This window comes from Prevotella sp. P6B1 (assembly GCF_000702825.1).
In the GTDB taxonomy this organism is placed as follows: domain Bacteria; phylum Bacteroidota; class Bacteroidia; order Bacteroidales; family Bacteroidaceae; genus Prevotella.
In genome coordinates, this window is sequence record NZ_JNKF01000014.1 from 186,566 (window position 1) to 201,894 (window position 15,329).

Annotated in this window: 14 protein-coding genes; 7 read left to right on the forward strand and 7 right to left on the reverse strand. The window is 49.3% G+C overall.

Going from position 1 to position 15,329, the window contains the following annotated elements; genetic code table 11:
* The 5 genes from T495_RS0111680 to T495_RS0111700 form a co-directional block, all read right to left on the reverse strand.
* On the reverse strand, positions 1–1,575 hold the full coding sequence (locus T495_RS0111680; RefSeq protein WP_033148792.1) for an alpha-isopropylmalate synthase regulatory domain-containing protein: 1,575 nt from the start codon (positions 1,573–1,575) through the stop codon (positions 1–3).
* On the reverse strand, positions 1,554–2,150 hold the full coding sequence (gene leuD, locus T495_RS0111685; protein WP_033148793.1) for a 3-isopropylmalate dehydratase small subunit: 597 nt from the start codon (positions 2,148–2,150) through the stop codon (positions 1,554–1,556). Before leuD ends, T495_RS0111680 begins: the two co-directional genes overlap by 22 nt.
* Positions 2,151–2,163: 13 nt before the next feature.
* Entirely contained in the window at positions 2,164–3,558 is a 1,395-nt protein-coding gene (gene leuC / locus T495_RS0111690) for a 3-isopropylmalate dehydratase large subunit (protein ID WP_033148794.1), read from the reverse strand.
* The gene (locus T495_RS0111695; protein WP_028903451.1) at positions 3,558–5,063 is read right to left on the reverse strand and encodes a 2-isopropylmalate synthase; all 1,506 of its coding nucleotides are present in this window, start codon (positions 5,061–5,063) and stop codon (positions 3,558–3,560) included. The genes leuC and T495_RS0111695 overlap by 1 nt, the downstream gene beginning before the upstream one ends.
* A 291-nt stretch (positions 5,064–5,354) precedes the next feature.
* Positions 5,355–6,557 (reverse strand): iron-containing alcohol dehydrogenase, encoded by a 1,203-nt coding sequence (locus tag T495_RS0111700; RefSeq protein WP_033148890.1) that lies wholly within the window; start codon positions 6,555–6,557, stop codon positions 5,355–5,357.
* Positions 6,558–6,639: 82 nt separating this feature from the next.
* Between T495_RS0111700 and T495_RS0111705 the strand changes: the two genes are divergently transcribed.
* Together T495_RS0111705 and rlmH are read left to right on the forward strand one after the other, a co-directional pair.
* Positions 6,640–7,956 (forward strand): GH25 family lysozyme, encoded by a 1,317-nt coding sequence (locus T495_RS0111705; RefSeq protein ID WP_033148795.1) that lies wholly within the window; start codon positions 6,640–6,642, stop codon positions 7,954–7,956.
* Complete coding sequence (gene rlmH / locus T495_RS0111710) at positions 7,953–8,423, forward strand: 23S rRNA (pseudouridine(1915)-N(3))-methyltransferase RlmH (protein WP_028903448.1); 471 nt, start codon at positions 7,953–7,955, stop codon at positions 8,421–8,423. Before T495_RS0111705 ends, rlmH begins: the two co-directional genes overlap by 4 nt.
* Here rlmH and T495_RS0111715 read toward each other — a convergent pair whose 3' ends face one another.
* The gene (locus T495_RS0111715; protein ID WP_028903447.1) at positions 8,424–9,299 is read right to left on the reverse strand and encodes a neutral zinc metallopeptidase; all 876 of its coding nucleotides are present in this window, start codon (positions 9,297–9,299) and stop codon (positions 8,424–8,426) included.
* Positions 9,300–9,330: 31 nt separating this feature from the next.
* The gene (locus tag T495_RS0111720) at positions 9,331–10,065 is read right to left on the reverse strand and encodes a DUF5715 family protein (RefSeq protein ID WP_028903446.1); all 735 of its coding nucleotides are present in this window, start codon (positions 10,063–10,065) and stop codon (positions 9,331–9,333) included.
* Between the two features lie 78 nt (positions 10,066–10,143).
* Here T495_RS0111720 and T495_RS0111725 point away from each other — a divergent pair, with 78 nt between their 5' ends.
* The 5 genes from T495_RS0111725 to T495_RS0111745 are packed head-to-tail and all read left to right on the forward strand — an operon-like array spanning position 10,144 to position 14,774.
* Positions 10,144–11,118, forward strand: a complete 975-nt coding sequence (locus T495_RS0111725) for a PhoH family protein (RefSeq protein ID WP_033148796.1) — start codon at positions 10,144–10,146, stop codon at positions 11,116–11,118.
* On the forward strand, positions 11,115–12,071 hold the full coding sequence (locus tag T495_RS0111730) for a phosphoribosylaminoimidazolesuccinocarboxamide synthase (RefSeq protein ID WP_028903445.1): 957 nt from the start codon (positions 11,115–11,117) through the stop codon (positions 12,069–12,071). Before T495_RS0111725 ends, T495_RS0111730 begins: the two co-directional genes overlap by 4 nt.
* Before the next feature lie 32 nt (positions 12,072–12,103).
* Positions 12,104–12,835, forward strand: coding sequence for a bifunctional demethylmenaquinone methyltransferase/2-methoxy-6-polyprenyl-1,4-benzoquinol methylase UbiE (gene ubiE, locus T495_RS0111735; protein WP_033148797.1), 732 nt, complete (start codon positions 12,104–12,106; stop codon positions 12,833–12,835).
* Positions 12,836–12,848: 13 nt separating this feature from the next.
* Positions 12,849–13,601: a shikimate dehydrogenase gene (locus T495_RS0111740; RefSeq protein ID WP_028903443.1), complete on the forward strand. Its 753-nt coding sequence runs from the start codon at positions 12,849–12,851 to the stop codon at positions 13,599–13,601.
* 9 nt (positions 13,602–13,610) lie between these two features.
* The gene (locus tag T495_RS0111745; protein ID WP_033148798.1) at positions 13,611–14,774 is read left to right on the forward strand and encodes an AIR synthase-related protein; all 1,164 of its coding nucleotides are present in this window, start codon (positions 13,611–13,613) and stop codon (positions 14,772–14,774) included.
* The last annotated feature ends 555 nt before the right edge of the window (positions 14,775–15,329 follow it).

A 15,329-nucleotide genomic window follows, 5' to 3' on the forward strand; every position in this document is an offset into this window, starting at 1 on the left:
CTATAATTCATTGTTTTGTTCGTTCTCATAAATGTTCAGCATCTTGAAGGTAGCCTTGATGGCCGCCTCGGTCTGGTCGGCATCCAGTCCGCGTGTGCGCAGAATCTTACCATTGTCGTTCCAGGTGATGACGGTCTGCACCAACGCATCGGTTCGTCCACCAGGAGGAATAGTCACAGCATAGTTCTGCAGAATGGGGAACGTGCGATCGAGATACTTCTTGTAGATGTATCGCAGACTCTTCACGAAGGCATCATACTGACCGTCGCCCGTGGCGCTGGCCTCATACTCGCGTCCGTTAATCTCTACCTTGATATTCGCTCCAGGCTTCAGTCCATAAGCCGTTGATACCACATAGCTTACCAACTTAACCTTATCCTCAGGCGCATCATGTTTCAATACGTCGGAAACGATGAACGGCAGATCTTCCTGCGTCACTATCTCCTTCTTGTCACCTAATTCCGTGATTCGCTGAGTCACACGGCGTGTCTGCTCGGGCGTGAGTTCGAGTCCCAACTCTTCCAGATTCTTGGCAATGTTTGCCTTACCGCTATTCTTACCGAGCGCATACTCACGCTTACGTCCGAATCGTTCAGGTACCAGCGCATTACAGTACAGATTGTCCTTCTTGTCGCCATCGGCATGCACGCCAGCTACCTGAGTAAACACATTGTCGCCGATAATCGGCTGATTAGGCGCAACTGCAATACCGCTATAGCTCTCCACCATACGCGAGATATCGTTCAGTTTATCCTCACGGATATTGGTTCGGGCATTAAACTGGTCCTTCAGAATTACCTGAACACTCGATAGCGGTGCATTACCACAACGCTCACCCAGTCCGTTCACGGTTACGTGCAAGCCTTTCGCCCCACTCAGCACAGCAGCCAACGAATTTGATACAGCCAGATCGTAATCGTTATGAGCGTGGAAGTCGAAATGTGTATCGGGATAACGCTTCAGCATCTTACGGAAATACTCAATACACTGCAGCGGATTCATGATACCCAAAGTATCGGGCAACATAAAACGACGGATGCCCACATCGCACAGCGCATCCATCAACTGATACACGTAGTACGGCGATTCCTTCATGCCGTTACTCCAATCCTCAAGATACAGATTAACGGTAACGCCCTTTGTGTGGGCATATTTCACCTCGCGATGAATATCCTCAATGTGTTCCTCTGGTGTTTTCTTCAACTGTTGGGTGCAGTGCTTCAGCGAGCCTTTGGCCAACAGATTCACCGTCTTACAACCACAGCCAACCGCCCAGTCGATACTCTTACCGCCATCGATAAAGCCCAGTACCTCTACCCTCTCGAGGGCATCGATACGGGTAGCATAGCGACAAATCATGCTTACCGCCTCACGCTCACCATCCGATACACGTGCCGATGCAACCTCGATACGGTCCACGTTCAGATCGTTGAGTAGCATACGGGCCATCATCAGTTTTTCATGAGGCAAGAACGATACGCCACTGGTCTGTTCACCATCGCGTAACGTAGAATCCATGATCTCTACAAACGGCTGAATGCGCTTATACTTATTTACTTGTTCGCTTGTTCCCATGCTTCTGTTTTCTGTTTATTCTCAACCAAGAAGTCGATATCGTCTAATCCGTTCATCAGGCAATGCTTCTTGTAGCCATTGATATCGAAGTGTTCACTGCGACCTGTAGCCTTGTTGGTTACCGTCTGATTTGGCAAATCTACCTCTACTTCGGTCTTGGCATCAGTCGCTATCGAGGCAAAAAGTTCAGCCAAGAAGACTTCGCTCACCACTACGGGCAACACGAAGTTATTCAGTTCATTGTTCTTATGGATATCGGCAAAAAATGAGCTGATGACCACGCGGAAACCATATCCAGCGATAGCCCAAGCTGCATGCTCACGACTACTGCCAGAACCGAAGTTCTTACCAGCTACCAGGATGCAACCCGAATACGCCGGATTGTTAAGCACAAAGTTCTCGTTCAGCGTGCCATCGGCATTGTATCGCCAGTCGCGAAACAAGTTGTCGCCGAAGAATTTCTCCTCGCGGGTAGTAGCCTTCAAGAATCGGGCAGGTATGATCTGGTCTGTGTCCACATTCTCCATCGGAAGTGGCACACAAGTGGATGTTATGATGTCGAATTTCTGTTTCATTGTTCTATTCTTCTTAAATTAACTCTCGTGGATCAGTAATTACACCCGTAATGGCTGCTGCAGCAGCGGTCAGAGGCGATGCCAATATGGTACGGGCACCAGGACCTTGGCGACCTTCAAAATTGCGGTTCGAAGTTGATACCGCCAACTTGCCAGCAGGCACCTTATCATCGTTCATTGCAAGGCAAGCCGAACAGCCTGGCTGACGGATAGCGAAACCAGCTGCCTCAAATATCTGATCAAGACCTTCCTCACGTATCTGCTTATCAACAGCCCACGAGCCAGGCACCAGCCAGGCTACCACATCGGGCGACTTATGGCGACCTTTAACCAGATGGGCAAAAGCACGGAAATCCTCAATACGACCATTGGTACAAGCGCCTAAGAAGACATAGTCCACCTTCGTACCCAACAATTTCTGCCCTGCCTCGAAGCCCATATAGTTCAATGCCTTCTCGAAACCAGCTTCGGGTGAATTGGCTTGTTGCGCATTACCGGGTATTGCCTCAGTGATACCAATACCCATACCAGGGTTGGTGCCATAGGTGACACGAGGTTCTATGTCAGCCGCATCGAAGGTCAGTTCCTTGTCGAATACAGCATCATCACCGCTCTTCAGTGTCTTCCAGTATGCCACAGCCTTATCCCAATCCTCACCCTTTGGCGCATATTCGCGACCTTTCAAATAATTAAAGGTGGTGCTATCAGGTGCTATAAAACCACCACGTGCCCCCATCTCGATAGAGAGATTGCAAAGTGTCAATCGGCCTTCCATCGACATTGCCTTAACAGTCGAACCTGCATATTCGATGAAGTAGCCCGTTGCACCGCTGGTAGTGATCTGCGCCATCAGATAGAGTGCCACATCCTTGGGCGTTACCCCCTTACCTAATACACCATTAATCGAAATGCGCATCGATTTAGGTTTCTGTTGCAGGATACACTGCGAAGCCATTACCATCTCAACCTCACTGGTACCGATACCAAAGGCCACAGCGCCCATAGCACCATGTGTAGAGGTATGCGAGTCGCCACAGACAATCGTCATGCCTGGCAGGCTCAGGCCTTTCTCGGGACCTACCACATGGATAATACCATTATCCTTCGACATCATGCCATAGTGTGTCAATCCGAACTCAACCGCATTCTTTTCGAGCGTATCTACCTGCGCCTTCGAGATAGGGTCTGCGATAGGTTTGTCCTGATCATGTGTAGGTGTGTTATGATCGGGCATACAGTAGATTTGCTTCGGACGGAAACATTTCAATCCGCGAGCACGCATGCCGTCGAATGCCTGAGGCGATGTTACCTCGTGACAATACAAGCGGTCTATATATAACTGTGTGGGGCCGTCGGGTACTTGCTGCACCACGTGTTTATCCCATATTTTATCAAAGAGTGTATTCATTAGTCTTCCTCCTTCTTAAATTTGTTGATACAATCGACATAAGCCTCAACACTGGCGGTTACGATATCAGTATTGGCACCAAAACCATAGTAAAGTGCACCATCGTACTCCACTTGCATGTGAACTTTACCCACATCGTCAGAGCCCTTAGAGATGGCCTGAATGGTAAACTCCTTCAGCGTCATCTGTTTCATGATAATCTTCTTAAGAGCTTTGATAGCCGCATCCACAGGACCGTTACCAGAAGCTGCCGCCTCGAATTTCTGTCCACTGATGTCGAGCCCGATACTGGCCACACTCTTCACGCCCTTACCTGTAGTAACCTGCAAGAAATCAAGGCGAACGGCGTGTGTATCAGCTGTATCTGCACCAGCCAGCATCAGGGCATCAGCATCGCTCACCTCTTTCTTCTGATCAGCCAGCACCAGGAACTTCTCATATACTTTATCCAGTTTTTCCTCAGTCAGATCCACGCCGTTCACATGCAGACGATGCTTCAAGGCAGCTCGACCAGAGCGGGCGGTGAGTACAATCGAGTTATCATCAATACCCACGTCTTTGGGGTCCATAATCTCGTATGTCTGCACATTCTTCAGCACACCATCCTGATGGATACCGCTTGAGTGTGCAAAGGCATTACGCCCCACGATAGCCTTGTTAGGCTGAACTGGCATGTTCATCAAGCTCGATACCATACGGCTGGTGGGATAAATTTTGGTAGTATTGATATTGGTCTCGATGCCTAACTGCTTGTGACACTTCAGTATCATCGCGATTTCTTCGAGCGAGGTGTTACCAGCACGCTCGCCAATACCATTGATGGTTACCTCCACCTGACGGGCACCAGCCATCACACCACTGAAAGTGTTGGCTGTAGCCATACCCAGGTCGTTATGGCAATGGGTTGAGATAATGGCACGATCGATATTATCAACATGCTCCTTCAAGTACTTGATTTTCTCGAAATACTCCTGTGGCAGACAATACCCTGTGGTATCAGGAATGTTCACCACCGTCGCACCAGCCTTGATAACAGCCTCTACCACCTGAGCCAGATATTCATTATCCGTACGTCCAGCATCCTCGCAGTAGAATTCCACATCGTCTACAAATCGCTTGGCATATTTGGTAGCTGCAACTGCACGCTCCAGAATTTCTTCGCGGGTAGAATTGAACTTATACAGAATATGCTCGTCGCTAGTGCCGATACCCGTATGGATACGCTTGTGTTTGGCATACTGCAGGGCTTCGAAAGCCACGTCGATATCCCGTTCAACGGCACGTGTCAGCGCACAAATCACTGGCCATGTAACCGCTTTCGAAATTTCAATCACACTGTTAAAGTCGCCTGGACTTGAGATAGGGAATCCTGCTTCGATCACGTCCACGCCCAACTGCTCAAGCGCCTTTGCCACCTGTATCTTCTCTACAGTGTTCAATTGGCATCCGGGCACCTGTTCGCCGTCGCGGAGCGTTGTGTCGAAAATAAACAATCTGTCACTCATTTCTTTTGTTTCTTAATTAATTGTTTGACTATATATTCCAAGAAAAAAGCCTTTCACACTCGGAAGTGAGAAAGGCTCTATAACATTCAGTATCATTACATCTAACTTATATACGCACCTAAATCACTTCCGCCTGCCCCATGCAGTCGAATAATAATCAGGCCGTTAAGTAGATTCAGACTCTTCATTTTTGCTTACTTCATTATTTTCGGCTGCAAAAGTAATCATTTCTTCTGGAACAAACAAACAATTCGTAACTTTTTTATCTATTTTCCTATCATTTTATCGTTTTTACCCAATATTTACTTGTTGTTCGTTAGCAATCCGATAGATTTTACGCATATCGTCGGGTGTCAAAACCTCCATCGCACCGATATTCATCTTGCCACCTCTACTGCACTTATCAACGAGGGCATCAATTTCTTCGTCGGTAAGAAATCTATCCAGCACATCAGGTATTGTCAGCGGCATCTCTATCGACATGAAGAAATCCTCGAGCGCCTTGATACCGCGCATGGCTGTTTCGCGAGGATTGGTGAAATCCTGTGGTACACGCATCACATTGACGGCGAACTTAACGAAACGATTCAGATGCTTATCCATCACATAGTAAGCCCACGAACTCCAGATGGCAGCCAGACCAGCACCATGGGTCACACCGAACATACCGCTCAGCTCGTGCTCCAGTTTGTGGCAAGCGAAATCCTTCTCTGTGCCGCACTCCATCAGATCGTTATGTGACAGCGAGCTGGCCCACATGAGCGCAGCGCGATACTTATAGTCCTCCGGCTCGAGCAGCACCTCGGGCAACGCCTCAATGACGGTACGCATCAGCGCTTCGGCTAATGCGTCAGTAAGCATAGCATCCTCATATTTCGAGAAGTAGCGTTCCATCGTATGCATCAGGATATCTACACCTCCTGCAGCAGTCTGATACTCGGGCAAGGTGAAAGTACGCTCTGGATTCATGATAGCGAACTTACAGCGACACAGATCGCTATTCACGCCACGCTTCAGCATGCCCTCATCATTGGTAATCACACAACTCGACGACATCTCAGAGCCAGCAGCAGGAATGGTCAGCATGGCACCGATAGGCAGACACGACTGCGGTATTGCCTTTCCCGCCCAGAAGTCCCATACATCGCCCTCGTACCCCACACCGTAGCCGATAGCCTTAGCCGAATCAATCACGCTTCCGCCACCAACGGCTAAGATAAAGTCGACGTTCTCACGCTGACAGAGCGCAATTCCCTCACGTACCTTACTTAAAAGAGGATTGGGAACTACCCCAGCCAGCTCAACGTAAGCAATACCTGCTTCACCCAGCATCTTTTCGACCTTATCGAGTAATCCTGAGCGACGGGCACTACCTCTACCATAGTGTACCAGCACCTTCGTGCCACCATATTGCTTAATCAACTCTGGAAGTTTCTCCTCACTCTCACGACCGAATACCACGCGTGTTGGTGCATAAAAATTAAAATCCTTTATCATATCGCTAGTTTTTTACGTTATTTTGATTGCAAAGATAAGAAAATAATTTGTAACTTTGCACCCGAAAAGATGTAAATAAATGAAAAAGGTATTAATATCTATTATATCACCCTTTATACTGCTGTCGGCATCCACCTACCTGATTGGCAAGCCCATGCACCAAGGTATGCAGCTGAACACGCATTTCCAAGCATCAGCCACTCCTGTTAGCGATACACTGAAGCAGGATAGCAAACCAGATTTCGGCGACGAATTCAAATACTATTTCGACCGTCATAACGTGATGGACGAAGGTTATGAGATGGTGGCAGCTTTTGCCAACGGCAAGCGCCTGACAATAGAGCCCGCCCGCCGTCTGACCGTCTGGAACGTAGGTCGCTGGCGTAACCGCCAGCACGAGGGCACCGTCCTCACCACCGACTCTGCAGGTTTCACGGTTATAGGCATCTATGAGGCCGACACCATCAAGACAGGTATCCGTGTTGACACCTTAGGTACCTATTTGGGCGACTTCAAGGGCATAGAAGCCGACGGTCACGGCGCCTATATCGCCGAAGGCTGCTATTTCGAAGGCCACTGGGCAGAGAACCAGCGCGACGGTTTTGGCATCCAACTACTCACGCCTGCCAACGACAATCCCCGTCTGCAGGTAGGCGAATGGAAGAAAAACCGCTTCTGGGGCGAGCGCATGAAGTACACCTCGGAACGTATCTATGGCATCGACATTGCCCGCTATCAACACGGCAAGGGGCGCCAGGTATTTCCTATCAACTGGAAGCAGCTCGGCATCAGCTATTTAGGACGTAAAAGTCATAAGAATGTACACGGCACAGCCGATTATCCCGTATCGTTCATCTTCATCAAGAGTACCGAAGGTACCACGGTACGCAACAAATACTACGTTTCCGACTATGCCGCAGCACGCAAACACGGCATCCCCATCGGCGCATACCATTTCTTCTCACTCAAGACCTCGGGCGCAGCTCAGGCACAACACTTCATTAATAACACCCTATTCAAGAAGGGCGACCTCCCCCCCGTACTCGATGTTGAACCCAGCGATGCCCAGATAGCAGCTGCTGGCGGCCCTGAGAAGATGTTCCAACAAATCCGTATATGGCTTCAACTGGTAAAAAGACGCTGCGGCGTATCACCTATCCTATACATCAACCAGATGTTCATCAACAAGTACTTCTCGCTGGCGCCAGATATCAAGCGCGACTATGACGTGTGGATAGCCCGCTATGGCGAGTACAAGCCCGATGTGCGCCTGGCCTTCTGGCAGTTGTGCCCTGACGGACGCGTCAAAGGCATACACGGCGATGTGGACATCAATGTGTTTAATGGCTACAAGAGCCAGTTTGAAATATTCGTACAACAAAAATCCATCAAATGAAGACGATACTGATCCTGGTGGGCAAGACCACCGACAAGCATTTTCAAGCAGGCATCAACGACTACTGTGACCGCATAGGCCACTATATGCCCTTCGACTTGGTAACCATCCCCGAGCTCAAGAACACCAAGAGTCTTTCAGAAGACCAACAGAAACAAGCAGAGGGCGAACTGATACTAAAACAGATTCAGACCAGCGACACCGTAGTGCTGCTCGACGAGCATGGCAAGGAGTTTCGCAGCATTGAGTTTGCCAAGTGGCTGGAGCAGAAACGCAATACGGCCCGCCGACTGATATTCGTCGTAGGCGGACCGTATGGATTTTCACAAGATGTCTATGCCCGTGCCAACGAGCAGTTGTCGCTCTCAAAAATGACATTCTCGCACCAGATGATCCGCTTGGTATTTACAGAGCAGATCTATCGTGCCTGCACCATCATCAAGGGCGAGCCTTATCACCACGAGTAATTACAGATCATTATAGTTCTGAACGCTGAAGGTAGTGATACGCATATCACCCGTTTCGTAGCCGCGCTTCAGCCAACGCTTACGCTGATCGCTGGTACCATGCGTAAACGATTCGGGCGTAGCACGCCCCTGCGCCTTCTTCTGCAGCCAGTCGTCGCCGATAGCCTTTGCCAACTCCAAGCCCTTTTCCAGATCGCCATACTCCATTGAGTGATTGATGGCATCCTCATAGTGCGCCCAAACGCCTGCATAGTAGTCGGCCAATAGCTCCAGTCGCACACTAATCTGATTAGCCGTCACTTTATCTGTCTGATTCATAGCCGAATGTGCCTTATTCAATGTACCAGTCAGATACTCTACATGATGGCCAATCTCGTGGGCAATCACATACGCATAAGCAAAAGTATTACCTTCGACACCCAACTGACGTTTCATCTGCGTGAAGAACGACAGATCAACATACAGTTTCTGGTCGGCCGAACAATAGAACGGCCCTACAGCAGCCGTAGCCGAGCCACAAGCCGAGTTGACCTGGTTGGTAAACAGCACAAGTGTAGGATACTGATACTCACCCCAACCATTCTCCTGAAAGACCTTAGTCCACACCTCCTCCGTACTGGCCAGAATCTTCTTACAGTCAGAGGCCAACTCCTGTTCCTCCTCTGTAAAATGCTCCTCACCAACGGTCTCTGTAGGCGCCTGCATAGTTTGCTGTACCACATTCTGCACCACATCCGTCACATCACCACCCTGTAGAAATGTAAACAGCGCTATCAGAATAATGCCGCCGATTCCACCAATACCAGCCTTGACACCACCGCCCATGCCGCGACGGTCATCAACATGCGAGCTTTCACGTCTTCCGTCTAATCTCATAGCTTGAAGGTTTTATTTTTTAATATTCTTATCACCGTACCGTCATGTGAAAACAGCCTTGCTTCACCTCGTATTTGATGTAGCAGCGACCTTGTTCGCGCATATCGCGCAGCACCTCTGAGAGTACATATTTCAGCGAGTCATTACGCACCGCACGACGGGCTGGTCCATCAGGATCCTCCACCGTTTCATAACGGTTATAACAGATATCGAATGTGGTACCATAGAGGTGGCATGAGTTCTCTGTAGCGTTCCCATTGTGGCGACGCAGTTTGGCCACATCCTCCTGCGAGCGGAGTACGCTGGTCACTATCGGACGATGCAAGGGAATGCCCTTGACATAGAGACTGTCGAAAAACGCCTGACCGATATCCTGCAGTAACACAGCCGCACGAGGTACCAGATACGGGATGCTGGAATAGAGGCGATCGATATGATAATACGGATTTGCGCCCACATATACCAGTTCGTTTTTGCGTTTCTCTGCATCTTCGCGATTTTTTACGCGTTTCACCCCCCACTTCATCGCAGCAGTCAGCTGCACAGCCTGCGTATCTGGGAAACAAGCCTTGAAACTTGGTACTGAATATATTTTGTGAGGTTTATCAGTTTTCAACTGAGGACCGACGATTTCTTGAGCTACAGGCTCTACCGATGGCTCATCACTTTGGCTCTCAGCCACCTGTGGATACGCTGCACGAATTGCCGCCAGCAACAAAACCATCGCCGTAAACCCCATTAAATATCGTTTTTTTGTCAGTTTCATCTAAAAATTTTCTTTTGCGTTGCAAAGATACAAATAATTTTTGTAACTTTGTGCCCAAATTTTAAAAAACTTCAGCTTTTGATAGAGAAACATATCGTATTAGAAGACATTGACCCCGTCATATTCTATGGGGTTGGCAACGGGCACTTGCAGATGATTCGCTCGCTATATCCAAAACTGCGCATCATGGCCCGTGACAATGTCATCCGTGTGTTAGGCGACGAGGAACAGATGGCAGCTTTCGAGGAAAGTGTTGAGAAGCTGCGCGCCCACGTACTCCGCTTCAACTCCCTTGGCGACGAGGATATCCTAGACATTATTAAAGGTAAGCGCACGCGCGACGACGTGCCTGATGGCGTTGTAGTCTACTCCATGTCAGGACGCCCTATCAAGGCCCGTACACCCAATCAGCAACGACTCATCGAGGCCTACAACAAGAACGACATGGTGTTTGCCGTCGGACCTGCTGGTACAGGTAAAACCTATCTCTCTATCGCTTTGGCCGTCAAGGCGCTGAAGGACAAGACTGCCAAGAAAATCATCCTCTCACGTCCCGCCGTCGAGGCTGGTGAGAAACTCGGCTTCTTGCCAGGCGACATGAAGGAGAAGATTGATCCTTATCTGCAACCGCTTTACGATGCCCTTGAGGATATGCTTCCACAAGTGAAGCTGCAGGACATGATGGAGAAGCACATCATCCAGATTGCCCCATTAGCCTTTATGCGTGGTCGTACGCTCTCTGATGCTGTAGTGATTCTCGACGAGGCACAGAACACCACGCCTGCCCAGATCCGAATGTTCCTCACCCGCATGGGCTGGAATACCAAGATGATCATCACGGGCGACATGACCCAGATAGATCTGCCCCACTCACAGAAAAGCGGACTCATCGAGGCCTTGCATATATTAAATAATGTAGAAGGTATCGGGATTGTAAACCTGGACCGCGGCGACATCGTACGCCACAAGCTCGTAACCCGCATCGTGAATGCCTACGAGGAATTCGATAAGGAGATGAAAGGTGAATTTGATAATAACACAATAAAGAGATGAAAGCATTAACTAAGACGGACTTTAAGTTCGCAGGACAGAAGAGCGTGTATCATGGAAAGGTACGCGATGTGTACAACATCAACGACGATCTGATGGTGATGGTAGCCACCGATCGTATCTCAGCATTCGACGTTGTGCTGCCTAAGGGAATCCCTTTCAAGGGTCAGGTACTCAACCAGATAGCAGCCAAGTTCCTTGATGCCACTACCGACATCTGCCCTAACTGGAAATTGGCCACCCCCGATCCTATGGTTACCGTAGGTTTGAAGTGCGAAGGTTTCCGCGTGGAGATGATTATCCGCTCTATCCTGACGGGTTCAGCTTGGCGCGAGTACAAGAACGGTTGTCGTGAGCTCTGTGGCGTAAAACTGCCCGACGGCATGAAGGAAAACGAGCGTTTCCCCGAGCCCATCATCACTCCAACCACTAAGGCCGACGAAGGTCACGACATGAACATCTCGAAGGAAGAGATCATTGCTCAGGGCATCGTATCAGCTGAGGACTACGCCATCATGGAGGATTACACCCGCAAGATTTTCGCTCGCGGACAGGAGATTGCTGCCAAGCGTGGACTGATTCTTGTCGACACCAAGTACGAGTTTGGTAAGCGCGATGGAAAAGTTTACCTCATCGACGAAATCCACACCCCCGACTCAAGCCGCTACTTCTACGCTGATGGCTACGAGGAGAAACTCGCTAAGGGAGAGCCCCAGCGCCAGCTCTCTAAGGAATTCGTTCGCCAGTGGCTCATCGAGCACGACTTCATGAACGAGCCCGGACAGACAATGCCTGAGATTACCGACGAGTATGCAGAGAGCGTTTCCGACCGTTACATCGAACTCTACGAACACATTGTCGGCGAGAAGTTTGAGCGTGAAACCAGTGACGACGACATCGCCGAGCGTATCGAGAAAAACGTCAGCAACTGGTTGACAGCCTTCAAGTCTCGTTAATAGTCTACTTCAATTATCAATTGTCAACAAACATGTACGAGCAGGAGAAGATCAAGCCATACGGCGATGGCGAGAAAGCCTCACAGGTAGAACAGATGTTCGACAACATCGCGCCTACCTACGATAAGCTGAACCACCGTCTGTCGTGGGATATCGATAAGGGGTGGCGCCGCAAGGCCATCAAGGCTTTGCAGCCCTATACCCCACAGTCACTGCTCGATATCGCCACTGGCACAGGCGATTTTGCCATTCTGTCGGCCCAGATGCTGAAGCCCGCCCGCTTAGTGGGCGCCGACATCAGCGAGGGTATGATGGAGATAGGCCGTCAGAAGGTAAAGGCACTCGGTCTCGACCATATCGTGACTTTCGAGAAAGAAGACTGCCTGAACCTGTCATACCATAGCGACACTTTCGATGCCGTGACCGCAGCCTTCGGTATCCGCAACTTTGCCGACCTCGATGCCGGTTTACGCGAGATTTACCGTGTACTCAAACCAGGCGGTCACCTCTCTATCGTCGAACTTACGTCGCCCGTCTCGTTCCCCATGAAGCAGTTGTTCCATATCTACGCACACACCGTGCTGCCTGTATATGGACGACTGATCAGCAAGGACACCAGCGCCTACTCCTATCTCACCAAGACCATCGAGGCTTTCCCACAAGGTGAGCGCATGGTCGATATCCTGCTGAAGGCCGGCTTTGTCGAAGCTTCATTCAAGCGGTTAACGTTTGGCATTTGCACGATGTATTTCGCAACTAAATAGGTATTATAAAAAAATGGACAAGTACGGACTTATCGGCTACCCCTTGGGCCACTCATTCTCCATCAGCTACTTCAATCAGAAGTTTGCCGATGAAGGTATCAATGCCAAGTACGAGAATTTCGAGATTCCCACCATTGACGATCTGCCCGAGATCATTGACCGCAATCCCAATCTGAAGGGACTCAACGTCACCATCCCTTATAAAGAGAAGGTGATTCCTTTCCTCGACAGCATTTCGCCCGAGGCACGAGCCATTGGCGCTGTTAACGTCATCCGAGTGGTTCACGAGAAGAACAAGACGTTGCTCAAGGGCTACAACAGCGATGTCATTGGTTTTACTCAAAGCATCGAGAGCATGCTCGATCCAAAATGGCACAAGAAAGCCCTCATTCTGGGCACAGGCGGTGCCTCAAAAGCCATCAACTTCGGTCTCAAGTCATTAGGCATTGAGCCCGTGTTTGTTAGCCGCTACGAGCGCCCCGACACGATTCAATACAGTCAGATTACCCCCGAGGTAGTCAAGGAATACAACGTCATTGTCAACTGCACACCATTAGGCATGTACCCCAAGACCGACGAGTGCCCCGACCTGCCCTACGAGGCAATGGACTCACATACCATCCTCTACGACCTGATTTACAACCCCGACCAAACACTGTTTATGCGTAAGGGGGCAAAATACGGTGCCGAGGTGAAAAACGGTCTCGAAATGCTACTCCTGCAAGCCTTTGCCAGTTGGGAGTTCTGGCACGGAAACGATAAATAAAAAAAGATTATGGACAACAGATATATGATGCGAGGCGTAAGTGCCGCCAAGGAAGATGTGCACAACGCCATCAAAAACATTGATAAGGGTATTTTCCCACAGGCCTTCTGTAAGATTATTCCCGACATCTTAGGGGGCAACCCAGAGTATTGCAACATCATGCACGCCGACGGCGCTGGCACAAAATCGGCCCTTGCCTACATGTATTGGAAAGAGACCGGTGACCTGTCAGTATGGAAAGGTATCGCTCAGGATGCCATCGTTATGAATACCGACGACTTGCTCTGCGTAGGTGCCGTGGATAACATCCTGGTATCAAGCACCATCGGCCGCAACAAGATGCTCATCCCTGGCGAAGTTATCTCTGCCGTCATCAATGGTACCGACGAACTGCTCAGCGAGCTCCGCGAGATGGGAATCGGCATCTATCCCACTGGTGGTGAGACAGCCGATGTAGGCGATCTGGTTCGAACCATCATCGTCGACAGCACCGTTACCTGCCGTATGAAGCGCGCCGACGTCATCGACAATGCCAACATTCGTCCTGGCGACGTCATCGTCGGTCTTTCATCTACAGGTCAGGCCACCTACGAAAAACGCTACAACGGCGGTATGGGATCTAACGGTCTCACCTCAGCCCGTCACGACGTGTTCGCCAAGTATCTAGCAGAGAATTACCCAGAGAGTTATGATCACGCTGTACCCGAAGAACTCGTGTATAGTGGGAAATACAAGCTCACCGACACTGTAGAAGGCGCTCCCGTGAATGCAGGTCAGCTTGTTCTTTCGCCAACCCGCACTTACGCTCCTGTCATCAAGAAGTTGCTCGACGAACTCCGTCCTGAAATTCACGGTATGGTTCACTGCACAGGCGGTGCCCAGACCAAGGTGCTCCACTTTGTAAATGACAACTGCCGCGTAGTGAAGGACAACATGTTCCCCGTTCCCCCACTTTTCCGTGCTATCCACGAGTGTTCAGGCACCGACTGGAAGGAGATGTACCAGGTATTCAACATGGGGCACCGCATGGAAATCTACGTAAGTCCAGAGATTGCCGACAAGGTGATCGCGATATCAAAGTCGTTCAACATCGACGCTCAGGTAGTTGGTCACATCGAGGAAGGAAAGAAGAGCCTCACCATCAAGAGCGAATTCGGCACATTCGAATATTAATCATTTTTTTAACCTATACAAGCACAGCGGAGGCCCAATTGAGACCTCCGCTGTACTTTTAAAAGCCGTCATCGCCACGAAAAGAAGTACAAGCTATTAAAGCATACACGCGCGCGAACATTAAATATAATAGTAAATAAGCCCTAGCCCTTCTGGTACCAACAACTGCTTCGTGCAAAATTTTTTTGCACGTACAACTACCCAAAATGTAAACGCTTGCACGGCATTTTGTGTTAACATTTTATAAAATTAATCGCTGTGTAGGCACACATTGACGATTCATCAAAAAAAAACGCCAAAAAATTTGTAAGTTTCCGAAAAAACCCTTACCTTTGCCAACGTTATCCTGAAAACAATCTTTTTACCTTAGAAGACTAATACCTATTGAAGATATGGAGCGATCGCTTGCGAAAGTCATCGCTTTATTTTTTGCCCGCGCTCGAATAGTTAAACTTTCATAAATCTTACTACTTTTTACTATTTACTATTCACTATTATATAAAAATTATATACCTTTGCACCCCGTTAGAGTCCGTTGGGGCAGAGTTAAGTGTG

Excerpts from the sequence above, each read along its gene's own strand:
- T495_RS0111680 (WP_033148792.1), bottom strand. The coding sequence starts at position 1,575 with ATGGGAACAAGCGAACAAGTAAATAAGTATAAGCGCATTCAGCCGTTT.
- leuD (WP_033148793.1), bottom strand. The coding sequence starts at position 2,150 with ATGAAACAGAAATTCGACATCATAACATCCACTTGTGTGCCACTTCCG.
- leuC (WP_033148794.1), bottom strand. The coding sequence starts at position 3,558 with ATGAATACACTCTTTGATAAAATATGGGATAAACACGTGGTGCAGCAA.
- T495_RS0111695 (WP_028903451.1), bottom strand. The coding sequence starts at position 5,063 with ATGAGTGACAGATTGTTTATTTTCGACACAACGCTCCGCGACGGCGAA.
- T495_RS0111705 (WP_033148795.1), top strand. The coding sequence starts at position 6,640 with ATGAAAAAGGTATTAATATCTATTATATCACCCTTTATACTGCTGTCG.
- rlmH (WP_028903448.1), top strand. The coding sequence starts at position 7,953 with ATGAAGACGATACTGATCCTGGTGGGCAAGACCACCGACAAGCATTTT.
- T495_RS0111715 (WP_028903447.1), bottom strand. The coding sequence starts at position 9,299 with ATGAGATTAGACGGAAGACGTGAAAGCTCGCATGTTGATGACCGTCGC.
- T495_RS0111720 (WP_028903446.1), bottom strand. The coding sequence starts at position 10,065 with ATGAAACTGACAAAAAAACGATATTTAATGGGGTTTACGGCGATGGTT.
- T495_RS0111730 (WP_028903445.1), top strand. The coding sequence starts at position 11,115 with ATGAAAGCATTAACTAAGACGGACTTTAAGTTCGCAGGACAGAAGAGC.
- ubiE (WP_033148797.1), top strand. The coding sequence starts at position 12,104 with ATGTACGAGCAGGAGAAGATCAAGCCATACGGCGATGGCGAGAAAGCC.
- T495_RS0111740 (WP_028903443.1), top strand. The coding sequence starts at position 12,849 with ATGGACAAGTACGGACTTATCGGCTACCCCTTGGGCCACTCATTCTCC.
- T495_RS0111745 (WP_033148798.1), top strand. The coding sequence starts at position 13,611 with ATGGACAACAGATATATGATGCGAGGCGTAAGTGCCGCCAAGGAAGAT.